This window comes from Hahella sp. KA22, from assembly GCF_004135205.1.
GTDB lineage: Bacteria > Pseudomonadota > Gammaproteobacteria > Pseudomonadales > Oleiphilaceae > Hahella.
On sequence record NZ_CP035490.1, the window covers coordinates 5,615,045 to 5,638,727 of the forward strand.

At 55.0% G+C, this 23,683-nt stretch carries 21 protein-coding genes; 13 read left to right on the forward strand and 8 right to left on the reverse strand.

Annotated features, from left to right (window positions below):
- Nucleotides 1–11 precede the first annotated feature (11 nt).
- On the reverse strand, nucleotides 12–1,697 hold the full coding sequence (locus EUZ85_RS24780) for a S8 family peptidase (RefSeq protein WP_127972825.1): 1,686 nt from the start codon (nucleotides 1,695–1,697) through the stop codon (nucleotides 12–14).
- Nucleotides 1,698–2,073: 376 nt separating this feature from the next.
- Between EUZ85_RS24780 and EUZ85_RS24785 the strand changes: the two genes are divergently transcribed.
- Together EUZ85_RS24785 and EUZ85_RS24790 are read left to right on the forward strand one after the other, a co-directional pair.
- Nucleotides 2,074–3,393: a Na+/H+ antiporter NhaC family protein gene (locus tag EUZ85_RS24785; RefSeq protein ID WP_127972826.1), complete on the forward strand. Its 1,320-nt coding sequence runs from the start codon at nucleotides 2,074–2,076 to the stop codon at nucleotides 3,391–3,393.
- 240 nt (nucleotides 3,394–3,633) lie between these two features.
- Nucleotides 3,634–5,433: an acyl-CoA dehydrogenase C-terminal domain-containing protein gene (locus EUZ85_RS24790; RefSeq protein ID WP_127972827.1), complete on the forward strand. Its 1,800-nt coding sequence runs from the start codon at nucleotides 3,634–3,636 to the stop codon at nucleotides 5,431–5,433.
- A gap of 35 nt (nucleotides 5,434–5,468) precedes the next feature.
- On the opposite strand, the gene EUZ85_RS24795 is transcribed toward EUZ85_RS24790, so the two are convergent.
- Nucleotides 5,469–6,554 (reverse strand): AI-2E family transporter, encoded by a 1,086-nt coding sequence (locus tag EUZ85_RS24795; RefSeq protein WP_127972828.1) that lies wholly within the window; start codon nucleotides 6,552–6,554, stop codon nucleotides 5,469–5,471.
- Between the two features lie 196 nt (nucleotides 6,555–6,750).
- Between EUZ85_RS24795 and EUZ85_RS24800 the strand changes: the two genes are divergently transcribed.
- Nucleotides 6,751–6,942, forward strand: coding sequence for a hypothetical protein (locus EUZ85_RS24800; RefSeq protein ID WP_127972829.1), 192 nt, complete (start codon nucleotides 6,751–6,753; stop codon nucleotides 6,940–6,942).
- A gap of 44 nt (nucleotides 6,943–6,986) precedes the next feature.
- On the opposite strand, the gene EUZ85_RS24805 is transcribed toward EUZ85_RS24800, so the two are convergent.
- Nucleotides 6,987–7,442 (reverse strand): MaoC/PaaZ C-terminal domain-containing protein, encoded by a 456-nt coding sequence (locus EUZ85_RS24805; RefSeq protein ID WP_127972830.1) that lies wholly within the window; start codon nucleotides 7,440–7,442, stop codon nucleotides 6,987–6,989.
- Between the two features lie 414 nt (nucleotides 7,443–7,856).
- Between EUZ85_RS24805 and EUZ85_RS24810 the strand changes: the two genes are divergently transcribed.
- The 7 genes from EUZ85_RS24810 (at nucleotide 7,857) to EUZ85_RS24840 (ending at nucleotide 15,629) form a co-directional block, all read left to right on the forward strand.
- The gene (locus tag EUZ85_RS24810) at nucleotides 7,857–8,975 is read left to right on the forward strand and encodes an alpha-hydroxy acid oxidase (protein ID WP_127972831.1); all 1,119 of its coding nucleotides are present in this window, start codon (nucleotides 7,857–7,859) and stop codon (nucleotides 8,973–8,975) included.
- Nucleotides 8,972–9,484, forward strand: coding sequence for a VOC family protein (locus EUZ85_RS24815; protein WP_241566855.1), 513 nt, complete (start codon nucleotides 8,972–8,974; stop codon nucleotides 9,482–9,484). Before EUZ85_RS24810 ends, EUZ85_RS24815 begins: the two co-directional genes overlap by 4 nt.
- Nucleotides 9,485–9,543: 59 nt before the next feature.
- On the forward strand, nucleotides 9,544–10,464 hold the full coding sequence (locus tag EUZ85_RS24820) for a phytanoyl-CoA dioxygenase family protein (protein WP_127972832.1): 921 nt from the start codon (nucleotides 9,544–9,546) through the stop codon (nucleotides 10,462–10,464).
- A 3-nt stretch (nucleotides 10,465–10,467) separates the two neighbouring features.
- Entirely contained in the window at nucleotides 10,468–11,784 is a 1,317-nt protein-coding gene (locus EUZ85_RS24825; RefSeq protein ID WP_127972833.1) for a PLP-dependent aminotransferase family protein, read from the forward strand.
- Nucleotides 11,785–11,807: 23 nt separating this feature from the next.
- The gene (locus tag EUZ85_RS24830; RefSeq protein WP_127972834.1) at nucleotides 11,808–12,710 is read left to right on the forward strand and encodes a DMT family transporter; all 903 of its coding nucleotides are present in this window, start codon (nucleotides 11,808–11,810) and stop codon (nucleotides 12,708–12,710) included.
- Between the two features lie 40 nt (nucleotides 12,711–12,750).
- A complete protein-coding gene (locus tag EUZ85_RS24835) occupies nucleotides 12,751–12,954 on the forward strand; it encodes a 4-oxalocrotonate tautomerase family protein (protein ID WP_127972835.1) in 204 nt (67 codons plus the stop codon).
- Nucleotides 12,955–13,244: 290 nt separating this feature from the next.
- Entirely contained in the window at nucleotides 13,245–15,629 is a 2,385-nt protein-coding gene (locus EUZ85_RS24840; protein ID WP_127972836.1) for a glycosyl hydrolase family 18 protein, read from the forward strand.
- 67 nt (nucleotides 15,630–15,696) lie between these two features.
- Here the strand turns inward: EUZ85_RS24840 and EUZ85_RS24845 are convergent, their stop codons facing one another.
- Entirely contained in the window at nucleotides 15,697–16,080 is a 384-nt protein-coding gene (locus tag EUZ85_RS24845) for a hypothetical protein (RefSeq protein ID WP_127972837.1), read from the reverse strand.
- A 336-nt stretch (nucleotides 16,081–16,416) separates the two neighbouring features.
- Here EUZ85_RS24845 and EUZ85_RS24850 point away from each other — a divergent pair, with 336 nt between their 5' ends.
- From EUZ85_RS24850 to EUZ85_RS24860, 3 genes are all read left to right on the forward strand, one after another.
- Nucleotides 16,417–17,301 (forward strand): immunoglobulin domain-containing protein, encoded by an 885-nt coding sequence (locus EUZ85_RS24850; protein ID WP_127972838.1) that lies wholly within the window; start codon nucleotides 16,417–16,419, stop codon nucleotides 17,299–17,301.
- Nucleotides 17,302–17,559: 258 nt separating this feature from the next.
- A complete protein-coding gene (locus EUZ85_RS24855) occupies nucleotides 17,560–18,222 on the forward strand; it encodes a hypothetical protein (protein WP_127972839.1) in 663 nt (220 codons plus the stop codon).
- Between the two features lie 375 nt (nucleotides 18,223–18,597).
- Nucleotides 18,598–19,926: a glycerophosphodiester phosphodiesterase family protein gene (locus EUZ85_RS24860; protein ID WP_127972840.1), complete on the forward strand. Its 1,329-nt coding sequence runs from the start codon at nucleotides 18,598–18,600 to the stop codon at nucleotides 19,924–19,926.
- Nucleotides 19,927–19,974: 48 nt separating this feature from the next.
- Here EUZ85_RS24860 and EUZ85_RS24865 read toward each other — a convergent pair whose 3' ends face one another.
- From EUZ85_RS24865 to EUZ85_RS24875, 4 genes are all read right to left on the reverse strand, one after another.
- Complete coding sequence (locus EUZ85_RS24865; RefSeq protein ID WP_127972841.1) at nucleotides 19,975–20,787, reverse strand: crotonase/enoyl-CoA hydratase family protein; 813 nt, start codon at nucleotides 20,785–20,787, stop codon at nucleotides 19,975–19,977.
- A 23-nt stretch (nucleotides 20,788–20,810) separates the two neighbouring features.
- Nucleotides 20,811–21,554: a 4'-phosphopantetheinyl transferase superfamily protein gene (locus EUZ85_RS24870; protein WP_127972842.1), complete on the reverse strand. Its 744-nt coding sequence runs from the start codon at nucleotides 21,552–21,554 to the stop codon at nucleotides 20,811–20,813.
- A gap of 295 nt (nucleotides 21,555–21,849) precedes the next feature.
- Nucleotides 21,850–22,014 carry a hypothetical protein gene (locus tag EUZ85_RS31270; RefSeq protein WP_164887346.1) on the reverse strand — a complete coding sequence of 55 codons (165 nt, stop codon included), beginning with the start codon at nucleotides 22,012–22,014 and terminating at the stop codon, nucleotides 21,850–21,852.
- Nucleotides 22,015–22,182: 168 nt separating this feature from the next.
- Complete coding sequence (locus tag EUZ85_RS24875) at nucleotides 22,183–23,529, reverse strand: AarF/ABC1/UbiB kinase family protein (RefSeq protein WP_206617947.1); 1,347 nt, start codon at nucleotides 23,527–23,529, stop codon at nucleotides 22,183–22,185.
- Nucleotides 23,530–23,683 lie beyond the last annotated feature (154 nt).

The following is a 23,683-nucleotide window of genomic DNA, read 5'->3' on the forward strand; positions in this document are numbered from 1 at the left end:
AATAGCGGCAGCTAGGGTTTACGCCAACTGGCGGTGACGCTGACGCCGCGATAGCTATGGCGTCCGCGCAACCCGATAAACCACACGCCGGGTTCGGGATTGGGAAACACGCATTGCTCTTCATTGCCGTCTATGAAAGGGCGGCAATCATATTTATTCGGTGTGGGGCGTACATCGTCAGCGACATAGAGATCCACATCGCCAGTCCCGCCGAATGTCCTGATCACCATTTCAATGGCCCCGCGCGGCGCCTCAAAGCGATAGTAGTCCCATGCGTTTTCCTCCCCTTGCAGATTCTCCAGCCTTAACACGCCCCGCGCCGGCAGCGGCAGGTCGCCATTCAGCGCGGCCAGCGCTCGCGTAGCGTCAGCGATGCCGGCGCCGCATCCGCCATCACAATCTCCGGGCAATGGCCTCGCTCCCAGTTTTATAGCGCTTTCGATCCGTCCCGGCGTCGCTCCAGGGTCAGCTTCATACAAGAGAGCGGCTATCCCGGCCACATGGGGCGTCGCCATACTGGTGCCTTGATAGAATTGATAGGCCTCCTCCCCCGGCACAGTCAGGCCGGTATTCCAAATGGACAACACCCCGTTGCTGAGTACATCAGTCTCGCCCCCCGGCGCAGAAACGTCGACTTTGCGACCGAAATTGGAGTACCAGGCCCGCGCGCCCTCTCTGTTATTGGCGGCTACCGCGATCACGCCTTTGCAGTTCGCCGGTAAAAACTGGCGGACATCCGAATTGGCGTTGCCGGCGGCGACCACCACACTGACATTACGCTGGCGCGCCATATTGATCGCCGACTGCATGGTTCCACCACAACGCCCCTGCCCTGTCAGACTCATGTTGATAACCTTGGCGGGATGTAAATTCTCTGGCGCGCCATCCACAGGAGCCCCCGCCGCCCACACCAGAGCGTCCGCAATATCTGACAGATACCCACCACACTTGCCCAATACGCGAACGGGCAATATGCGAGCATTAAACGCCACGCCCACAACGCCAATATGATTATTGGTGACAGCCCCGATCGTCCCAGCCACATGCGAACCGTGCCAGCTGGAATTCTCTGCTTCCGATCCGTCATAGCACTCATTTTGCGCCACCCAGTCCCCAGGATCGCTGGCGTCGGCGTCACGGCCATCGCCATCATTGGCGACAACGGGATCGCTGACAAAGTCGTACCCGGTGACGACATTGGCGTCCATATCCGAGTGGGCGACGATTCCCGTATCCAGAACCGCCGCCACGACACCTGAACCTGTCGCCAGGCTCCATGCAGCGGGCGCGTTGATGCCCGCCACTGCATCAAAATATCCCCATTGCTCGACATAACGCGGATCATCAGGAGCCACCGCCTTATGCAGTAATATGTCCTCTTCCACATCAAGGATGCTGGCGTCACTGAGTAAATCTTGTTTCAACTGCGCCAGCTCAGTCTGCGTCAGCCGGCGCTTTGCCTGATACAGGCGGCGAGCGCCAACAGCAAGGGGGCGTAGATAATCCATGCTTTGCAAAGCGTTGCGTGCGGAGGGAGAAATTAGAGAGAAGGAAGAAGAGAATCGAGGCGGCGAAGCATCGCCTACATAGTGAACAATAAGTCGTTGCGGTCGGAGAATGAAATCTTGCGCTAAAACACGCTCTCCCTGAAGTCCTGTCAATACTACTGCCGTCATCAACAACAAAGCTAATCTCATAACAATCATTCCTTGACTGAAGTTGCGTAAAGTACTGCTGTGAGCAGCCAGCGCTTCCCTACTTCCAAGGATGTACAGAAAATCCGACGCCCGGAAAAGCTGACAGTTCGTTGACTCTACGAAAAACTTATGACGCACTCAAGGCGACGCCTGAACGCTTCACTAGGACAGAAAATATAAGGAGCTGTTTTTACGCCAAATATTTCTTTATGACCTTAAAAAGGTGCGACTTATAACCGAAACAAAGCTGCCGATCACGATAAATTATTAGAGATTAATTTTCCGTTACCTATAATCTTTCGCCTTTTTATAGTCCGCGCCCTGTATCTGTACAGAACGGGTTGGCTCTTAATCATTCGTGGAATACAGAAGTAATATGTCCCAAGCATCTCCCTTAGCTTTGCTTCCGCTAGCGCTGTTTCTGGCGCTGTTTGTCGGCAGCGGCCTCTGGTATCAGTCAGAGGGCGTTGAGTACGCCTTTTATCAAATCTCCGCGCCGGTCGCGATCCTGCCCGCTATTCTATTGGCGGTAATGATGGCGCGCGGAACCTTGAATGAGCGCATAGAAACCTTTATCAAGGGCGTCGGCGACAACACAATCATCACCATGGTTCTGATTTATCTGCTGGCGGGCGGTTTCGCCAGCGTCGCCAAAGCCGTGGGCGGCGTGGATGCTACAGTTAATTTCGGGCTCAGCGTGATACCGCCTTCTCTGGTATTGCCAGGACTGTTCATCATCACCGCTTTCGTCGCCACCGCTATGGGCACTTCCATGGGCACCATCGCCGCCATTGCTCCCATTGCAGTTGGCGTCGCTGACGCAACGGAACTCCCCATGCTGCTGACCATCGGCACCGTGGTAGGGGGCGCCATGTTCGGCGACAACCTGTCTATTATTTCCGACACCACCATCGCCGCCACTCGCACCCAAGGCTGCGAAATGCGCGACAAGTTCAAACTGAACTTCATGATTGCAGCGCCAGCGGCGGCGCTGACCTTAATCTGGTTGTACTTCCAGAGCAGTAACGCCGTGGTGGAAGCGCCAAAGGACTACGAATTGATCCGCATCCTGCCCTATGTCGCCGTGCTGGCGCTGGCGGTATTGGGCGTCAACGTTATGCTGGTGCTGTTCAGCGGCATTGTGCTGGCGGGTGGGATTGGTCTGTTCATGCAGCCTGACTACAACGTGGCGTCCTGGTCCAAAGACATTTACGCAGGATACACAGGCATGCAGGAAATCCTGATCCTATCCCTGTTGATCGGCGGCCTCGGCGCCATGATGAAGTCACAGGGCGGCCTGGATTGGCTGGCGAAGACCATCGACCGCATCAGCCGTCTTGGCGGAGCCAAGCAGCACACCTGCCGCGCCGGCGAATTGAGCATCAGCGCTACTGTCGCTCTGACCAACGTCTGCACCGCCAATAACACCGTCGCGATTCTACTGTCCGGAAGTCTGGCGAAAGATATCGCCGACCGCTATCAGGTCGACCCACGTCGCAGCGCCAGCTTAATGGATATCTTCTCCTGCGTGGTCCAGGGCATCATCCCCTACGGCGCACAAGCCCTGCTGGCGTCATCCCTGGCCAAAGTCTCTCCAGTAGAACTGATCGGCAACATTCAGTATTGCTGGCTGCTGGGGCTCATGGCGCTGATATCAATCGTCATTGGACTGCCTAAAGGCAAAGTCCAAAGTTAATGACTTGAATTGGAAGCCCGCTGTTGCGGGCTTTTTGCTTTCAGAAACTCAATAACTCTCCCCCCCCTTCCATTTACTTACGGTCTCTGCCAGCGACACTTAAAGACATCTCCTCACTCCGTCCAATCCCGCATCATTTTTGTCAAAAACCACCAACGGCTTAACCTGCCTCTGCGGGTAAACTGGGTTTATTGGCTGAGTATATTTGGCTGTTCGTGATTGATAATACGAGGTAGGCATATGTTGAACTACAAAGCTCCGCAGCGTGATGTGGCGTTTGTGATGGATGAACTGCTGGGTTTCTTTGAGCATTACGAAAAACTGGGGTTCGCGGATGCAACGCCGGATATGGTGCAGGCGATCCTGCAGGAGGGCGGTAAATTTGCGGAGAATATCCTGGCGCCGCTGAATGCGGCGGGAGATACGGAAGGCTGCTCTTGGAATGACGGTGTAGTAACAACGCCTAAAGGGTTTAAAGAAGCCTATCAACAATATGTCGAGGGCGGCTGGCCAGCCATGTCGCAGCCGTTAGAGTACGATGGCCAAGGCTTGCCCTATTCCCTGTCAAGTATTCTGTCCGAGTGGTTCTCCGGCGCCAATCACGCCTGGGCCATGTACCCGGGACTGAGCCAGGGCTGTATTGAAACCATCCTGGCTCATGGTTCGGATTCACAAAAGCAGCGCTTCTTACCTCATCTGATTGCAGGCCGCTGGACCGGCACCATGTGTCTGACAGAACCCCACTGCGGATCAGATCTGGGGCTGCTGAAAACCAAAGCTGAACCGCAATCCGACGGCGCTTACGCAATAACCGGAACAAAAATATTCATCTCCGCCGGCGACCATGATCTGTCCGACAACATCGTCCATGTCGTCCTGGCTCGTCTACCGGACGCGCCAGCGGGCACCAAAGGGATTTCCCTGTTTATCGTCCCCAAATTCAATGTGTCCGACAGCGGCGAAATCACGACATCCAATACGTTATCCTGCGGTTCCCTTGAACATAAGATGGGCATCAAAGGCAGCGCCACCTGCGTCATGAATTTCGACGGCGCTCGCGGCTATTTGATCGGCGAGCCCAACCGCGGTCTCAACTGCATGTTCACCTTCATGAACGCGGCTCGCGTCGGCGTAGGGCTGGAAGGTCTGGCGGCCACGGAAGCGGCGTTTCAAGGCGCAATCAGCTACGCTCGCGATCGCCTGCAAATGCGCTCGCTCAGAGGCCCCGTCAACAAGGACAGACCCGCAGACCCAATCATCGTGCACCCCGACGTACGGCGCATGCTGCTGACGCAAAAAGCAATCCGCGAAGGCGGACGCGCCCTGGCGATGTATTGCACCCAGCAAATCGACCTGACGCTATACAGCGAAGACGCTGACGTCAAAGCCGCCGCAGAAGCGAAGCTGGCGCTGCTGACGCCAATCGTCAAAGCCTTTTTGACGGAAACAGCCCAGGAGTGCACAAGCTACGGCATGCAGGTCTACGGCGGCCACGGCTTTATCAAGGAATGGGGCATGGAGCAGCTGGCCAGGGATACCCGCATCTGCACCATGTATGAAGGCACCACAGGCATTCAGGCCATAGACTTGCTGGCTCGCAAAATCATCGGCAGCCAGGGAGAGCTGCTGCGCCAGTTCGTCAATGAGATACGCGCGTTTTGCGAAACTCAGAACACCGCTCGCCACTTCAGTGTCTGGACGGACGCACTTCTGCAGCACTTGGATGAGTGGCGGCAACTTGCTCAGAGCGTTGCAGAAAAGGCTCAGACCAACCCGGATGAAATCGGCGCGGCGTCAGTCGAATTTCTGATGTATTCCGGCTACGTTTGCCTGGCTTATTTCTGGTTACGTATAGCAGTGACCGCTAAAGAGAAACTGGAAACGCAAAGCGGCGACAGTGGCTTCTATCAAGCCAAACTGCACACGGCGGAGTTTTACTTTGAGCGTCTGCTGCCCCGCACCCGCTCACTCGCAGCGAGCGTCAAAGCCGGCGCGGACAGCTTGATGGCGCTGCCAGAAGAATTGTTCCATCTCGACTGATATGCTTATCCGGGCGCAATACGCGCCCGGTTTTATCAAACTCCAGACGCCTCGTCTTCATCGACGAAGGTCTCGTCTTCGCCGTTATTGAACTCTTCCATAAAAATCTGCCAGAACGCCAGAAACAACGCAGTCAGCACTGGCCCCAACACGAATCCGTTCAAGCCGAATAACGACAGGCCGCCCAAGGTCGACAACAGCACAAGATAGTCAGGCATTTTGGTGTCGCGTCCCACCAGCACCGGGCGTAGCACATTATCCACCAGCCCTATGACAAAGAAGCCGAACAACACCAGCACAACGCCTTTGAAAACATCGCCGCTAAAAAACAGGTATGCCGCCGCCGGCCCCCATACCAGCGCAGACCCCACCGCCGGCAATAAGGACAGCACCACCATCACCACGCCCCACAACAGCGCGCCTTTGATGCCCAGCGCCCAAAAGATCAAACCTCCCAGGGAGCCCTGAACCATCGCCACTACAAGGTTCCCCTTCACTGTCGCCCGAGACACTTCCGCAAACTTTTGAAAAAGATGAATTTCCCGGGTGTCCCCCAAAGGCAGAGCGCGAATCAACAGCTGTATCAAGCTGCGACCGTCTCTTAAAAAGAAAAAAGTCAGATACAGCATCAACACAAAGCTGACAGTGAATTGCAGGTACTCCTGCCCAAAGTTGAACGCCTGGGTGGCGAAAAATTTACTGCCCGTCAACGCCGCCTGCGACAGCATTTGCTTGACGTTGCCCAGATCAATCTCGAAGCGTTCAGCCAGTTCCTGAATCACCGGCATCGTGGCTCTGGCTTTGTCCACCAGCACCTGTAACTGTATCTCGCCGGAGCTTACCTGCTGGTAGACTCTGGCCCCCTCCTTCGCCAGCATTGTCATCATCACCGCCAGCGGAATCACCACGATCAGCACGCTGGCCAGCAATGTCAGCAGCGCGCTGACGTTATCCCTGCCGGGAAATCGCCGAATCAGCCAACGGTGCAGCGGCGCGAACAGAATGGCCAACATCGCCGCCCAGAAAATGGCGTAAAAGAACGGCAGGATCAGCAGTCCAAACCCAAAGGTTACAGCCAGCAACAGCAGCAAAAAGGATCGGTCTTCAAGATTTCGTTGCATCTAAGGGGATCTCTTACAGGATATTTCGAAAGATGGGCGGAGATAATCTCATGTTTTTATTGGCTGCGCACCCAAGGGAGCCATGAGGCGCGCCACCCTCCTGATGAAAATATGACATTTTTTTACTTTTTTGACGGGAACCGCCGGAGAAGGTCGCTACTGAATGTAAGCAACAATAACTACGGGATACGACATCATGTTCAGCAAACTTCTTAGAGCCCTTACCCAAAAAGACGATTCCGTGACCACGCTGCCTTTCGACAGCCTGCGCAAAGTTGCGGCAGCCCAGGTAAAAGTTATCAGCGACCAACAAAAGCAAGCTCCTTTAAGCTTTTGCACCGTCAGCGCAGGTGACGTCAAAGATCTCGCCAGCCTGCAAGGTTTCTAAACAATCTCCAGATAGCGCTGAAGCCAACCACTCCGCAGTACAGGCTACTGCTTCAGCTCCGCACACAACACCAATAATGCAGCCGCCAGGGCGGGCTTTTCGCGATGATTGATGCGCGCCGCGCAATTTATCCGATAAAGTGTTCCACTCGATTTTTGCTGAATACTCTCCAACATTGCTTCCAAACGGATTTCATCGCCGCTCCGCACCGCCTCAAGAAAGCGGACTTGCTCCAGACCATAATTAATCAGCGCGTAACCGTCCTCTGGCGGAGAGATCAACTCGTATAACAGCCCAGGCAACAGCGACAGCGCCAAAAAGCCATGAGCAATGGGCTGTCCGTAAGGACTTTCTTCTCGACAGCGCTCCTCATCCACATGAATCCACTGCCTGTCACGAGTGCAGTCGGCAAACTGATCAATTAACGCCTGATCGACTTTCACCCACCGACTTTCGCCCAAATTTTCGCCTACCTGAAGGTCCCGCATCGATTTAGCCATGGTCTGAACTCCTTTCATCCACTCATGAAGATGGTCATGTACACATAGTCTAGCTGCGACGCAGGGATTGCATAGAAAAGTGAAAAACTTTCGTTTTCTCATTCTCATCCCCTCACAGACATCAACGGCAAGGGGAAGTTTTAATTCATAACGCCCGTTATGAGTAATGCATTCCCATTATTCCCAACCTTCGTCATTATTCGAAATTTCATCAAATTTTCATTGACAGAGAATTAATGAGGCCAATAGAGTAAAAAATACGTACAAATTAGAAAATTTACGAAAATATTCAATCAGAGACGAATCTGAATATTTTCCGTTATGTCCGACTGCAGGAGCCCTTCGGATATCGTCACAGGACGCACTCCTTCGCATTGAACGGACAGGGAAACCATCACACCAAAGGGAGCCAGCATGGAGCCGGTTTGTATTGAGGATTGGGAAGAGCTAGCCAGACGCCGCTTAGCGCCGGAAATTTACGACTTTATCGCTGGCGGCGCGGGGCTTGAGCGGTCTTTGCAGGAAAATATCCGCGCCCTGGAGCGGGTCAAACTGATTTCCCGAGTGCTGCGCGGCGTTAGCGATGTCGATACAAGCGCGCCGCGTTTATCGCCACTCCAGAGCGCCCGCACACCCGCCACCCCGCTGATCGTCGCTCCCAGCGCACACCATCAGCTCGCTCACCCTGACGGCGAGCGGGCGACCCTGGCGGCCGCTAACCAATGTGGCGCGCCACTCATCGTCAGCACCATGTCAGACACGCCGCTGGAAACCCTCTGCCAACATTCCACAGAGCCGGTCATGTTTCAGCTCTATCTGTACAAAGATCGCGGACGCAATCGAGACATGATTCAGCAGGCGCAGGACGCCGGCTGCAGCGCCCTGGCGCTCACCGTTGACGCGCCACGCATGGGCGCGCGGCTACGGGATCGTCGCAATGGCTTCGACGTTAAACGCTATCAAAAACGCGCAGACCGGTTTGGCGAGCCACTATCCAGTGAGCCCCCTGTTCTCGGACAGTCCGGCGTCGCCGCCTTCGTCGCAGAACAGCTCGAACCGGCGCTTTCCTGGGCCGATGTGGACTGGGTGAAAAATCAGACCCGCATGCCGCTGATATTGAAAGGCGTATTGCATCCGCAGGATGCGGAAATTGCACTGGAACACGACGTCGACGCTTTATATCTATCGAATCACGGCGGCCGTCAACTTGATCACCATGTTTCCGCCATCGACATGCTGCCCAGCATACGTCGGCGCGTAGGCGAGTCCATGCCGCTCATTGTGGACGGAGGCATACGCAGCGGCGCCGACATTCTTAAAGCTCTGGCCCTGGGCGCCGACGCAGTGGGCGTAGGCCGCCCGGCGCTGTGGGGACTCGCCTCAGCTGGCGCGCAAGGCGTCGCCGCCGTGTTACGACAACTCATCGATGATCTGGCGCTCAGCATGCACCTTTGCGGCTGCGCTTCGCTTGCGGACATCAACCAGGAAATTATTTGGACCGAACACCCCTCATATCAAGGAGAAACCCTATGACGACAGGTTGGGAAAGTATGTCTAAGTTAATGCTCAGGCATAAGGCGAAAAAAATCGATCACGTTGCCATTGCGGTACTGGATCTGGAGCAGGCCATCGGCTATTTCAGCATGATGGGATTCACCCTCTCAGATCGCATGACCACTACCGGCGCGCACAGCGCCATGCACTCCGCCGTCATGGAAGCCGGACCGATCAAGTTCGTCCTGCTGGAAGGCGCCAACGAAACCTCTCAGATTACGCGTTTCATCAACGAATACGGTCCCGGTCCACAACACATCGCCATTGAAGTGGAGAACGTCGAAGGCCTGTGCAAGGAATTGGAAAAACAGGGACTGGACTTCAGCACCAAAACCATCAAAGGCCCGGACCTCATCCAGCGCTTCACCGTGCGCTGCCCCAACTCCGGAGTCATGATCGAGTTCATAGAAAGAAACGAGGAAGAAGGCTTTTCGGAGCAGAACGTGGAAGACCTGTTCCGCCAACTGGAAGCCAGCGACGCCTACTGATAAACGCCGGCCACCCCACAGCGGCTCTCTCCGACATCAAACATAAAAAGGAATACTACGTGTATATAGCGGAATACCCACTGAGCGAGCATGAACATGCTCTGTTGCCCAGCGATGAGGATGTGCGTTTTTACCAGGAGCACGGCTGGTTCATGACCGGCAAGGTGTTCACCGACGAAGAGCTGGACGCCTTCGCTCAGGAAAGTCGCGATTATTATGCAGGCAAGCGCGACAGACGCTTGCCGACCATGCCTTCCACATTGGCGTACTGGACCCCGGAAGATGGCGACGTCGCTCGCAACAATGACTACGTGCATTATGAAAGCGATACATTCCGGCGCTTGCTTACCAAACCAATCATTGGCGCCATCGCCGCCCGGCTGGCGCAGACAGACGAAATTCGCGTGTGGAACAGCGCGCTGATCACCAAACCCGCCCGAGGCGACTTTGCGGCGGAAGGGATGTTTCGCCCCGTCGTCCCCTGGCATAAAGACGCCCATTACTGGTCAACCTGCACATCCAGCAAACTGCTGACCGCCTTTATCAACTTTTATGATTGCTTCGAAGGCATGGGAGCGCTGGAAATGATCGATGGCAGCCATCGCTGGCGGGAAGTCGACGCCAACGACAGCGTCACCCGCCACTTCGGACGACGCAGCATCGATGAGCTGCAAACCATGCTGGAGGAAACTGCCCAACTTAATGGCGACACCGTCAGAAAAATACCCATGACCAGCAAACGCGGCCATATCAGCTTCCATAACTGCCACACCTTTCATGGCAGCTCCCCCAACTACAGCCAGGTTAATCGAGTCTCGATTTCGCTTCACCTGCAGGACGGCGGCAACACCTACAAGCGCCACACGTTGGAGGACGGCTCCGCGCTGAAATACAACAACGATTATTTCTGCCGCCAAAACAGCAACGGCGACCCGGACTACACCGATCCGGATTTCTGCCCGCAAATCTGGAAGGAGTAATTCATGAACGCGATGCAACCTCAGGATGAACGCGAAGAGCTGCCGCTGCATGCATCCCTGGCGGACCCATGCCTTAACTCCATGACCTTTCTCAACGATATCGCCGGGCAATATCCCGACGCGATATCGTTCGCGCCCGGGCGCCCGATAGAGACGGACTTTCGGATCGATGATATCAGCCGTTATCTGCACTGCTATGTCGAGCATCTCACCCAGCAGGAGCGCAGGCCTGAAAGCGCAGTCATTACCCAGTTGTTTCAATACGGCCCGTCGGAAGGACATATTCGCGGGCTCATCGCCGATATGCTGGAGAAAACCGACGGCGTTATCTGTCGTCCCGAAGATATCGTGGTCACCTCCGGCGCGCAGGAAGGAATGATTCTGACTTTACGCGCTCTGTTTGCTGATCCGCACGATGTCCTGTTGGTCCCGCAGCCGGTGTACGTCGGTATTATCGGCGCCGCCAGACTGCTGGACATTCGGGTCGAAACCTTCGATGTCCACGATCAGGGCGTGGCGATCAGTGACATCGAAAACAAGATCCAGGCGCTGGAGGCGGAAGGCCATAAGGTCAAAGCGCTGTATATCAACGCCGACTTCTGCAACCCCACAGGGGTCTCGCTGCCTCTCAGCCAGCGCATGGATCTGGTCTGGCTCTCCCACACTTACAACTTCACTGTACTGGAAGACAATCCTTACGGTATTTTCGGCGCGGCGAGCGCCATCAAGCCGACGCTGGCGTCCCTGGACAGAAACGGCCGCTCCGTGGCGTACCTGGGCTCGTTCTCCAAAACTCTGTTTCCAGGCGTGCGCATGGGGTTTGTTGTATCCCGGCGACTGGCGCAAGCGCTTACCAAAATCAAAAGCATGCTGACGCTTAATACATCGCCGATCTGTCAGGCAGTGGTTGGCGGCGTGTTGCTGGAATGCAAGGGCGATCTGCGATTGCATTGCGAGAGCAGAATCCATTTCTATCAGAACAATCTCAAGCATTTGCTGCATCAGCTTGAGGTCGCCTTTCCCAAAGGTTCGCCCCTGCGTTCGCAAATCACCTGGAATAGACCGGACGGCGGCTTTTTTCTCGTGCTCACGCTGCCCTTCACTGTTAACCTGAAGCAGCTAAAAGCCTCAGCGGAGCAACACGGCGTACTTTGGGCGCCTATGGAGATGTTTTACTCGCCCCCCAGAGAGTCCAATGAAATCAGGCTCTCATTCAGTTACCTGACGCCAGAGCAGATCAGCGAAGGAGTTTCACGCCTGCGCGACTTTATCAAGGAACGTCTGGCCCTGCGCACGCCCGAAACGGCGGCCGCCAGCTAGAGAGCAAGGGAGACAAGCTCGTTATGACCGCTTTTTTATATATCGCCTGCATTCTGCTGTGGGGCACGTCATGGATCGCTATCCACATGCAGTTAGGCGAAGTTCCCATTCTGACTTCCATTTTCTATCGCTTCGCCATCGCCGCGTTACTGCTGCTTCCAGCCCTGATTCTGCTTAAAAAAATCCAGAAGACCCAGCCTGTCGACCACCTGTGGTTCGCCGGGCAGGGGCTGTGCTTTTTTTCCCTGAATTTTCTGTGCTTCTATCACGCCACCCAATACATTCCCAGCGGCATCGTCGCGATCATTTTCTCCACCGTATTGTTATTCAACAGCGTCAATCGCTGGCTATTTCTGCGCCAAAGTACTTCGCAAAGCGAGTTCATCGGCATCGCCTTCGGCATTGTTGGCATTGTGCTTCTGTTCTGGCGGGAGCTGACGCAACAAAATTTTGGCGCGGACTTTTTCACCGGCATGTTATTCGCGTTGCTAGGCACTCTGATCTTCTCACTGGGCAACATGATCTCCGTGCGTAATGGAGCCAAGGGCATCACGCCGCTCACTGGCAACGGCTATTCAATGGCTTACGGCGCCATGGTGCTGTTAATTGCCGTATTCGCCACCGACACGCCGCTCAAGTTCAGCTTCACTTCCCAATATATTTTCAGCCTGCTGTATCTGGCGATTTTCGCGTCAGTGCTCGGCTTTACGATCTATCTGACTCTGGTGAATAAGATCGGCATCAACAAAGCCGCGTATTGCATGGTGGCTTTTCCGGTCGTCGCCATACTGATCTCCACGCTGTTTGAAGACTATCGCTGGGACGCCACAACTTTCTCAGGCGTTGGCGTCATCATCTTCGGTAATTTCCTGATGGTCTCCAAACTCTGGTGGCGTCCCGCCTCGCTGGCCAGACAACAAAGCTGATGCATCCATCCTTCTATTCATATATTTGCAGGAGACAATTATGCCCGTCGTCACTATCGCACAATCCCCTGGCCGCTCCTTGGAGCAAAAACGGGAGTTGGTGAAAAAGATTACCGACGCCTTTGTGACCAGCTACGGAGTAAAGCCGGAGTCGGTCACTATATTTTTACAGGACTACGACGACAGCAATTGGGGAAAAGCCGGTTTGTTGCACGTTGACGCCAAAGCCGGCAAAGACGGGTAAAGGCTTCCCCGGCAAAATCGCATAACCCTCTATTTTAGCGGCTATTTTCTTCCCCCGAGCGGCCTATTGCCAATAACCGGCAAAAAGGTTAAAAACTCACCAACTACTATAAAGAACTTCTGCAGTACCGGGCCGGATTCCTTGCTCCCAGCGACGAATCCGGCCCACCCAAACTGACCGTGCGCCGGTCCAGCACGGGTGCGCTCGGCCACCGCTTGGCGACGCCATTTTGGTGGTATGACAGTTGGCTGACCCAGGATTGTTAACCAACCACACGAGAGAAATGGACCATGAAGAAGCTATTGGCCACCCTCTTAGTTGGCGGCGTTTGGACCATCGCCGCCAATAGCTACGCCTATAACTGCACAGACGTAGCACCTTTTGAAACCGGCTCTATCGGCGCCAACGCCATTCGTCAACATCATGACAGCGCTTATCGCTGCAATATCAGCGGCTGGTGCGGATTGGGCGGAGCCTATGAGCCCGGCGTGGGCTGGGCCTGGGAACAGGCCTGGAACGGGCTGGGCGTCTGCGACGGCGATTCGCCTCCCGATAATGGCGGCTCTGGTGACGATCCCGGCGCCTGCGACGCGCCGCAGTATACCGCCGGAACCAGCTACAGCGCGGGACAAGTCGTGCAGAATATTGGCAACGACTATCGCTGCGACGTCGCCGGCTGGTGCTCTTCCGCCGCCGCCTGGGCCTATGAGCCTGGCGTCGGCAGTAGCTGGAGTTCCGCCTGGACCTTAATCGGACCTTGCGGAACAGACGATCCCGATAACCCTGATGATCCCGGCCCGGGACCGGATACGCCCTTCTGCGCCAGCGCCTGGAACGCCAGCAAAGTTTATCGCACCGGAGCCGTGGCGGCTTATCAGGGCGGCGTTTACCAGGCCCAGGTGGATGTCTGGGGTATCCCCCCTAACGACCCCACTTACCCTGATCGTTGGAAGCTGGTGGGCGTTCCTGATGACAGCCTGTGCCCAGTGCCCATACCCAACGACATCGACTACGGCGATCCGCAACCGGTCGACGGCAACCCCAACGCCGGCGTCGCCTTCCCTGGCGGCGTCATCGGCGCGGCGCGCATCTCCAATACGCCATCCACCGGTACGCCGCGCTCTTCTGTTCCTTCCACCGATCCAGGCGGAGATCACCCCGGCTTCGACGCCGATAACGGCGCCCGGGTTTCCAAACTGCCTCCAGGAACCGTACCGTTGCAGCACAATACCTATTCCCTGCGCGCAGGAACGGAAATTGTCACTTACATCGGCGACTGGGCGATCTACGGTCGACGCTATGATTTCACCAAACTCCCTGTGAAAAACCTGCACCGTATTGTCTATGGCTTTTCCGGGATCTGTTATCCCGATGCGTCCAGCACGCAGGACCCCGGCTTCCCCACGTCCGCTCCCGCGGCGGTGAATCGCACCTGCAATCAGAGCAATCTGCCTGACGGCGCCATGGCCATCGCCGATTTTGAAGCGGCCTTCGTGCGCAATGTCGGCGTTCCCGGCAGCGTAACGGGAACGGAGAGCATGTATGAGCTGGAGCCAGCCAGTGTTGGCGGCGTATTCGGCGTGCTCTATAAACTGAGAAAAGAAAATCCGCACTTGAAGCTGGATCTCTCCGTCGGCGGCTGGACCCTGTCTGAAGGCTTTGGCTGGATGTCGCGTGATGACGCCAGGCGCAAAGCCTTCGTCGACTCCTTAATCCATTTCTTACAACGCTTTGACTTCGACGGTATCGACATCGACTGGGAATACCCCGCCTCCGATGGCGCCGTTCCTGACGCGGACAGGCCGGAAGACGCCGCTAACTATGTGCGTCTGTTGAAGGAAATTCGCGCAGGCATGGACTGGTTGGGACAGAAAACCGGCAAGCATTATCGCCTGTCTTCCGCGATCCCCGCAGGAACCGGTCGCCTCGACCTGATCGACTGGCCCGCCGTGCATCCGTATATGGATCGCCTCTATGTAATGACCTATGACCTCACCGGCGCTTGGGAGCGCGAGCTGAGCAATCACACGCCCATGCAGGTCAACCCGAGCGCGCAGGGTTCATCCGCCAATACGTCCGTCACAACAGCGATGTCTTATCTGCAGGGCAAAGGCGTCCCCAATAACAAACTGATGGTCGGCGTGGCGAACTACCATCGCGCCAAGCGTCTCAACAGCGCGGCGGATATCACCGAGTACAGCAATGGAGTCGCCGGCGCGACCACCCACCAACCGAATCAGGCGCCGGGAACCACTGACTTTATACTCGCCATCGCCGGATACGGCAGCTGGGAAGCCGGCGTTCTGGAAGGCTACGAGATGTATCAAAGCTTCCTTGATCCATCCTTACGCCCTTACAACGGGTACAAGCTGTACACCGACAAAGCCTCCAACGCCGACTACCTCGTACAGCCCGCCATCGGCTCCTTCATCACGATAGAGTCGCCGCGAACCGCCGCACTAAAAGCGCAGTACGCCAAAGACAACGGCTTCGCCGGCGTTTTCTTCTGGATGGCGGAGCAGGACAACGGCTACAACCTCAACGCCGTCAACCACGTTCTCGGCAACACCTTGGTGAACGACATCGCCAACGGCAAACCGCAAAATCAAATCCCGGTCTGCGGTGAAAATATCAGCGCCAGCGAATGTGAAAGTTTGATAGAAAGCTTACGCTGATTGTGCCTGGCAATGAGTAATACGCAAAAGGCCCTCGAATGAGGGCCTTTTTACTCCCTGTTCTCCCTTAAAACAGCATCCAAATAAACCGGATCACCCTGATCAGAATCGCGAGGGGAAGGATTACTATCAATAATTGGAGGTGGATCATGAACCCGATTCCGCCCTCATTTACATGTGAGAGGCTGATAAAAAATAGCGCCGTGTAGATCGCCATGAAGATCAGCCCTGGCTGCACAAAATCAGCGCCCCAGGCGGCCATTACAGGTAACAGGAATTGCAGTAACAGAAGTAGGACAAAGTTTGCAGTAAACAAATAATCATGCACCCTTGTCCGCCGCCAGAACATCTCAAACATCCCAAATATAACCGTATAGACACCACAGGCCAGCAATGCCCAATCGGTCCAGTCCGTCAGCCAGGGCGCAAGATATTGTTCATAGAAGTTCACGGGGGTACTCATCCATAGGTAAAGATAACGACAACGCTCGTCTGGGCCGCTCGTTATGTTAGCAATTGCAAGGGCCGGCCACTTTAATCGATAGCCATAACAACGTACATCCGCGCATTGGACTATCCGTTCCCCGCTCTCCTTCGCTCGTTCTGACCCCTTCCGGCTCTCACAAACTGAGAGGAACCGCACACTTTGCATACAAAGTTCAAGATTCAGCCTGATTCGCCATTTTTTTGACGATTTCAGTGCGCCGCGTGTGACGTTTTACAGTCTTTTTCATTTATAGCCATCTACTATTGATCATAAGTTGACATATAACGAAGGAAGTGACCGATGGCTGCTCAAACCACCCAAACCAGATTACTGTCCACCGCGATTTTAGCCGCGACGCTGGCGTTACATGGCTGCGGCGGCGGAGCGGCGGGTGAAAGCTCTGACAACGGCTCTGTCTCCATTCAAGGAGCTACTTCTTCACAGGTGGAAAGCACAAGTTCCGCGTCTGAGGGCAACGCGCAAACCAGCACCCAGACGGAGTCTTCCACGACTGACTCATCCACCACTAATGACCCTGTCGCGGACAGCAGCCAGACCAATTCAGGCTCTTCCACTCAAACCCAGCAGGACACTCAACAGACAGATCAGCAGGACCAAGTCCAGAACGACTCACAGGATTCCAGTCAGGAAAGCGACGTCGCCCTGGATATCGTCATCAGCCTGCAGCCTGCCTCGCAAAGCGCCGGCAAAGGGGAAAACGTGACTCTGAACGTCAGCGCGTCAGGCAGCGGCGCTTTGAATTATCAGTGGCGCAAAAACGGCGCAATCATCACTGACGCCGTGCAGTCTTACCTGAGCCTGTCAAACCTGGACGACAGCGACGCAGGCGTTTATGACGTTATCATCAGCAACGCCACCGGCTCCGTCACCAGCAGCGGCGCAACCTTGTCCTTGACGGTCAACCAAAGTGTGCGCCTGGTCTGGAGCACGCCGAATACTCGCGAAGACGGCAGCGCATTGGCCCAACAGGAAATCTCAGCCTACCGCATCTATCACACCACTGAAGACGGCTCCTGGGGCGCCAGCGTGGAAGCGCAGGCGGATGCGACAGACTACACCTTTGGCGGCCTGGGCAGCGGCGTTCACTACTTCGCCGTCACCGTGGTGGACACCTCAGGCATTGAGAGCGACTTCTCCAACATCATGAGCAAGCAGATTTTCTAAGCCCTCGCGCGTCTTACCGACTTTTCCCAACGATGTCATTCGGGGCCTTTGGCCCCATTTTTTGTTCTCCCCATACCTTCAGTAAAACCGTGTCCGTTTTTTACAAGTCAGCATCTTCCTGTCGATTTATTCTAGCGCCACATAACTTCTCGGCGCTTGAGACACTCTCGGCTCCGCGACGAGTTATTGCATGGAGAGCGCCCGGAAACGCGATCCAGCTCTATGGCTAATCACTTGTGAACTTTTCAAGGACTATTTATGAAGAAGAATCTGATACTCATGGCTGTGGCCGCAACAATGCTTTCCACTCAGGTCAGCGCCGCCGAAACCTTGTTTGAATATTACAGAAGCACGGCTCAGGCCGGCGTTGGCGGTGAAACGCAGAGAGAATACGAAAGCAAGACGCTGCACAGCGCAGACCCTGTGCGCCAACATTACGACCTCAGCGTCAATGGAACCAGCGCGTCCGCGTCTCTGGATTACAACCTGGAAGTTTCCCATTTCGATAACGGCGCCACGCTGAGCTACCGCATTGACGCCGATATCGACCGCAGCGAAGGAGACCGAGGCGGCGTTACAGTCAGTCACGGCGGCAACTTCCAGCACAGTATCCGCGCCACCGAAGACGGCGTACTGCGCGTCAACTTCAACGTTGAGCAAATAGAACGCAACTGCCCGGAGATAGCCCCCTGCTTACCCCTGAACAGTTATGTGTCCGCTGGCGGAAATGGTTACAGAGGCAGCATCGCCTATGATCCGAAAAACGGATTCAAAGACGGTGTCGACTATATCGAGATTCCCGCCGAAAAAGGCCGCACATACAAAGTCGAGTTCAGTTCCAGCGGCAGCATATCCGGCGGCCCGCAATCACAAAGCGTTTCCGCTTCCTACTCCGTCACCTGGGAAATGGCCCCCCTCTGACAATAAGGGCTCATTGGAGCCCTCTTCAGTAAGCTGGAAGTTAAACTTCCGGCTTACGCCACCCCGTCGAGCTGATCACGCTTACTTTTTTTATGTTTTTGCGCCAGCCTTTGTTTTGCCCTTTCGCTTAAGAGAAGACGCATTAAATTTCTGTAAAGAGCGTCCCAAACGGTCGCCGGCAATCACCATGGAGGCCTCTGAAAGCCCTTAAAGAACGTCTGTAAACCCCTGCAAATCCTGATTTTCATGACCAAATTGAAACTTGCTGACGATGGATTTAAGCGGCTAAAAATAGCCTGACCTTAAACTGTCATTTTCTTTTATTAGTTTGTACTCTACTGATTGTGAATGAGAAATCTAATTAGGGATATAACGATGAAACAGTATTTCACTTGGCCGAAGTGTCTCCCCTGGATCGCCGCGGCCGCGCTCAGCGCAGGAGTTACCGCAGCGCAGGCCAAGCAACCGGCGGTCGCCACCGCAGCCGCCGACCACCCTATCGTCATCGGCCATCGGGGCGCTCCCGGATACCGTCCTGAGCACACGCTCGCCAGCTATTGGCTGGCCATTCGCCAGGGCGCGGATTTTATCGAACCCGACCTCGTGCCAACCAAAGACGGACACCTGATCGCCCGCCATGAAAACGAACTGGGCGGTTCCACTGACGTAGCGGATCACCCTGAATTCGCCGACCGCAAAACCACCAAAATGATCGACGGCGTCGCCATGACCGGCTGGTTCAGTGAAGACTTCACCCTGGCGGAAATCAAAACCTTGCGCGCCAAAGAACGCATTCCAGAAGTACGTCCTCGCAACACGCGCTTTGACGGCAAATTCGCCATTCCCACGCTGGAAGAAATTATCGGCATGGTGCGCCTGATCGAGCATAACACCGGTAAAAAAGTCGGCCTCTATCCAGAAACCAAACATCCCACTTACTTCGCGAAAGAAGGCGAGTTTCTGGACGGCGGCAAAATCAATATGTCCATCGGCCGCAAGTTGATCGAAACCCTGGTCAGCGAAAACTTCACTGATCCCACGCGGGTTTACATTCAATCTTTCGAGGTTGAAAACCTGATGGAATTACAGAAGGACATCATGCCCAGCAACAACGTGGATCTGCCGCTGGTGCAGCTGTATGGCGACTTTGACGATATCTACGTACAACCGGACAGCAACTTCTCTCGCCCCTACGACATGTACTACAACGCAAAACACGGCGCGGACATGGCGATGATCTATGGTGAGCTGAATGACCTGATTGAAGGCGGCGTCACCGATACAACCGGGTACGGCAAACTGGTCTCGTCAGAAACCGTTAAATTTATTGCTGACAACTACGCAGAAGGCGTTGGCCCCTGGAAAAACAGCTTCCTGCTGCGCGCCAGCCTGGACGAGAAGGAAGACACCAACGGCGACGGCAAAGCTGAAGTCGGCAGCAAGCTGACTGGCGGCGTACACCCCTTCCTGCAGGAAGCCCTGGCTAACGGACTGGAGATTCACCCTTACACGCTGCGAGTGGAAGAACAGTTTCTGACCCTGCATCCAAACAACGAACCACAAACGCTGACCGGCGAAGCCATTCAAATGCTCGGCCTTGGGGTGAGCGGGTTCTTCACGGACAACCCTGACCTGGGCGTCAGAGCGCGGGACATGTTCCTGAAAATCAACGAAGAAAGACCGAGACACAGGAACAAAAAGTAAGACTTAACATTTCAGGGGAGGATCAGCCTCCCCTTTCTTCACAGCTGGCTAGTCCCTGAACTTGGGCTCACGCTTCTGCATCTGCGCCATCATGGCTTCCTGAATATCCTCGCTGATCAGCATCGCCGCATTCCAGGTAGCGACGTAATTCAGACTGTCCGCGACGCTATGATCACGGGTGTATTTGATCATCTCTTTCGTGCCGCGAATCGCTAAAGGCGACTTGCTGGCGATTACCTGAGCGGTTTCCATGACCCCCGCCATCAAGGCTTCCGGCGACTCATACACACGATTAACCAGACCAATGGCCCGCGCCTCTTCCGCGTCGACTTTACGACCGGTATACGCCAGCTCCCGCATGACGCCATCGCCAATGATATGCGGCAGTCTTTGCAACGTGCCCACATCCGCTGTCATGCCGATATCGATTTCCTTGATCTGCAGATAGCCTTCCGCAGAGATGTAGCGCATATCGCAACTCGCCACCATATCCACGCCGCCGCCGATACAACCGCCATGCAAGGCGGCCAGCACGGGTTTACGGCAGTCTTCGATAGCGGAGAGGCAGCCTTGCAGCTTGAGAATCAGACGGCGCAGCTCCTCACGACGACGACCGTCGCACTTTTCCTTGCCGGTCATCACAGAAGCGAAGTCCATCAGGTCGATACCTGAGCAAAAGTGCTTACCCGCGCCGCGCAGCACCACTACCCGCACTGTGCTTTCCTGATCCGCCCGACGAAACGCCAGACCGATTTCTTCCCACATCGCCATGTTCAGCGCATTGGCTTTGTCGGGACGATTCAATTCAATGACGGCGACGCCGCCTTCCTGTGTAACGCTAAGTGTTGAGTATTCTGACATTATTAGTATCCACTCTCTTTCTATTATTGATGTCGCCAGTTTTCCGAACCAGCCAGAAGACTTGGCGAAACCTGGACGTAGCCCTGTCCCGGCAAGCCTTCAAAAAAGCACATCGGGCGCGGCTCGCTCAGGGCCACTCCCAACAACTGCTCTTCACGCCATTGAAACAGCCCATAGCCACAGGCCGCGCCTTCAGCAAATTCCGCCACCGCAAAGTCGTCAAGCAGAGCAAACGGAGCCCCGGACAGCAGCTCCGACATGGTCGAACCACGCCGTTTCACCTCCGCTTCTTTCAGCGTCCAGATGCGAAAGAAACATTGCGCCTGATTTTCTTCGGGTTGCCCGCACACCCACTGATATTCCTTCTCCGTATAGAATCTACGCGCCAACGCCTTGACGTTGCGCCGCTCCGCGCGCTCAAGATCGAGCCCTACAGGCGTCAGCGCGATCGCCACCGCCACCCAGGCGCCGGCATGGGCGATGCTGAAACACCAGGCCGCATCCCTATCGCTCAGAAAAGGTTTGCCCTTGTCGCTGATAGCAATGGCGATCTCCGCCGGCTCGCAGCCCAGCCTTTCCGCCAGTTGAGTCCGAGCCAGCGCCCGCCCCAGCAAAAAACTTAAACGTCCTTCAGGAAAACGAAACGAGGAAAGCCGTTCGTCTTCTCCGGAACCCAGCATGGCGCAGTATCGGGCATCGAGATCCTTGTCGATCTGGCGAATATCAGCAAGATAGATGGCGCATTCAGAATGCTCGGAGGTAGACACGTTCACTAATCCGGGAGAATAAAGGCCTGTTATATAACAGATTTAAAGGCGGGTGTAAGGGCTTGAGGGCAAACTTTCCAACATTTCACCCGCGTCGCGCCAGTGCTTGCGGCGACACATCACAGAAGGAAGGCTCCTGCATGTGCAGGGCCGCCGGGTTAATTCTGGTCTTTGATTAAGATTGAGGTTTGTTTCAGAGGGGCCAAAAAAACAGGGACCATCCAGGTCCCTATTCACACAAAAGAAAGCGTTCAGCTACATCTTTTGGCGTTATGTTGTTTTGTTCAGCGGGCCATTACACCCGGCGAGTCACAGTGGAAACGCGCAGTGCTTCAAGCGCGCTCATTTCAAAATCCACCTGAGGAGCTTTGACTTCCGCCTTTTTCTCCTCAACTTGCTTACTGGAACGCTTCTCGCCGACGATTCGTCCCATCAGTGTTTCACGTAGACTTTTTAACATGGACTTACTAGCTCACTACCGTATCAATACAACAACGCTTAGCTTTTCGCGAACGTCTATATTGCCACTGAGCTAGCTCGTTTTCCGTGAGAAATACGGCGTTACAAACCCAAACTACGTCACACTTCCGCCCGAAAAGGGCAGAAAGTGACCATTTTGGGCGCCTTATCAGGCTGCGGAAGAAAGATCGAGGTAATCTTCCAGCTCCTTACGGAAAGCCGCCTGCACCCCTAATCGCATCATCATCCAGTAGTGACCGGCGATCATCCTGTCGATAAACAGGCTTTCCACGGGCGGTTGAAAAAAGTCCATGTACTTGAACACCGTAGTCGCCTTGGACGCCACTTGCTTATGCAGATTGGAACTGGCGAAGTCAAACTCCTCATCCCTGCTTCGGAACGGACGTATGAAGATGTCCCGCCACATTGCGTAATAGTCCTGCTCCACCGCCGGCTTTCCGCTCACTCTGACGCCCAGGTCCACCAGATAATTGTCCAGCGCGTCGTAATCCGCATTGAGCCCCGCCGTCAAAGCCTGGCTGTAGGCGTGCACTATCTCCGGCTTCAGGCGTTTTACGCAGCCAAAGTCATACATGATGATGGAGCCGTCAGGGCGAAACGCGAAATTGCCTGCATGAGGGTCGCCATGAATCGCGTGAAATTTGAATAGCTGATCCGCCATGATGCGGAACAGGCGTCGGCCGATCAGGTTAATGACGTCCTGCCCGTATGCCTCTGCGCTAACCGCGCTGATGTGATCCCCTTCCACGCACTCCATGGTCAACACACGCTTGCTGGATAGCTGACGCACCACGCTGGGAATGATCAAACCTTCGTCTTTGGCGTGAAAGCGCTGGAAATCCGCGATGTTGCGGGCTTCGTTCTCATAGTCGAGTTCTTCATTAAGGCGCTCGCGAATCTCTTCGAACAGCTGATCAACGCTTTCTTTTGGCAGCTTGAGCAACCCACCCAGTTTCAGCGTCAACTTAAGCTGTTTGAGGTCAGAGTCCACGGACCGATCCACGCCCGGATACTGCACCTTGACGATAACTTCTTTGCCATCCAGCGTAACCGCCTTGTGAACCTGGCCAATGGAAGCCGCTGCGTAGGGCTCCTCGCTGAATTCTTTGAACAACTCTTCCGGCGCCGCGCCCAGCTCTCTCTCGACCTGCTTGGCGATCACTTCATAGTCCATCGGCGGCGCTTCTTTCTGCAAACGCTGCAACGCCTGAGAAAACTCTTTGGGTAGAAAGTCCTGAGTCTGGGAGGCGATCTGCCCCACTTTCATCACCGCGCCTTTCAATTCACCAAGGGTGTCGGCGATTTGATTGGCCATCTTGTCATAGGCCTTGGCCTGACGCTCTTCTTTGTCTTCTTCATTGAAGGCGCGTCGCACCCGCTCCGCCGCATAACTGCCCGCCACGGACGCCGTCATGCCGGCCAGCTTCAGAAACCGCTTGGTCCTGGTAGCCGGCGCTGTTTTTTGCTTGCTGTCGTCCTTTGTCCGCTTAGCCAAAATTTACCTCCACGGCGATTAAACTCTCTGGCGGAACTAGCATACTCCATACGTTACCCAGGGTTAACATGGTTTGCTTTACAAGTTTTTCAGACAACAGCGGAAGTCGCCAGTTTTGACGTAATATTGCGTAAATAGGATGGGGCGTGCGCCG

What these genes read in the sequence shown, in the direction of transcription:
- EUZ85_RS24795 (WP_127972828.1), bottom strand. Translation starts at nt 6,554, where the DNA reads ATGCAACGAAATCTTGAAGACCGATCCTTTTTGCTGCTGTTGCTGGCT.
- EUZ85_RS24865 (WP_127972841.1), bottom strand. Translation starts at nt 20,787, where the DNA reads ATGTCAGAATACTCAACACTTAGCGTTACACAGGAAGGCGGCGTCGCC.
- EUZ85_RS24840 (WP_127972836.1), top strand. Translation starts at nt 13,245, where the DNA reads ATGAAGAAGCTATTGGCCACCCTCTTAGTTGGCGGCGTTTGGACCATC.
- EUZ85_RS24815 (WP_241566855.1), top strand. Translation starts at nt 8,972, where the DNA reads ATGACGACAGGTTGGGAAAGTATGTCTAAGTTAATGCTCAGGCATAAG.
- EUZ85_RS24790 (WP_127972827.1), top strand. Translation starts at nt 3,634, where the DNA reads ATGTTGAACTACAAAGCTCCGCAGCGTGATGTGGCGTTTGTGATGGAT.
- EUZ85_RS24825 (WP_127972833.1), top strand. Translation starts at nt 10,468, where the DNA reads ATGAACGCGATGCAACCTCAGGATGAACGCGAAGAGCTGCCGCTGCAT.
- EUZ85_RS24800 (WP_127972829.1), top strand. Translation starts at nt 6,751, where the DNA reads ATGTTCAGCAAACTTCTTAGAGCCCTTACCCAAAAAGACGATTCCGTG.
- EUZ85_RS24860 (WP_127972840.1), top strand. Translation starts at nt 18,598, where the DNA reads ATGAAACAGTATTTCACTTGGCCGAAGTGTCTCCCCTGGATCGCCGCG.
- EUZ85_RS24830 (WP_127972834.1), top strand. Translation starts at nt 11,808, where the DNA reads ATGACCGCTTTTTTATATATCGCCTGCATTCTGCTGTGGGGCACGTCA.
- EUZ85_RS24810 (WP_127972831.1), top strand. Translation starts at nt 7,857, where the DNA reads ATGGAGCCGGTTTGTATTGAGGATTGGGAAGAGCTAGCCAGACGCCGC.
- EUZ85_RS24855 (WP_127972839.1), top strand. Translation starts at nt 17,560, where the DNA reads ATGAAGAAGAATCTGATACTCATGGCTGTGGCCGCAACAATGCTTTCC.
- EUZ85_RS24785 (WP_127972826.1), top strand. Translation starts at nt 2,074, where the DNA reads ATGTCCCAAGCATCTCCCTTAGCTTTGCTTCCGCTAGCGCTGTTTCTG.
- EUZ85_RS31270 (WP_164887346.1), bottom strand. Translation starts at nt 22,014, where the DNA reads ATGTTAAAAAGTCTACGTGAAACACTGATGGGACGAATCGTCGGCGAG.
- EUZ85_RS24850 (WP_127972838.1), top strand. Translation starts at nt 16,417, where the DNA reads ATGGCTGCTCAAACCACCCAAACCAGATTACTGTCCACCGCGATTTTA.
- EUZ85_RS24780 (WP_127972825.1), bottom strand. Translation starts at nt 1,697, where the DNA reads ATGAGATTAGCTTTGTTGTTGATGACGGCAGTAGTATTGACAGGACTT.
- EUZ85_RS24835 (WP_127972835.1), top strand. Translation starts at nt 12,751, where the DNA reads ATGCCCGTCGTCACTATCGCACAATCCCCTGGCCGCTCCTTGGAGCAA.
- EUZ85_RS24805 (WP_127972830.1), bottom strand. Translation starts at nt 7,442, where the DNA reads ATGGCTAAATCGATGCGGGACCTTCAGGTAGGCGAAAATTTGGGCGAA.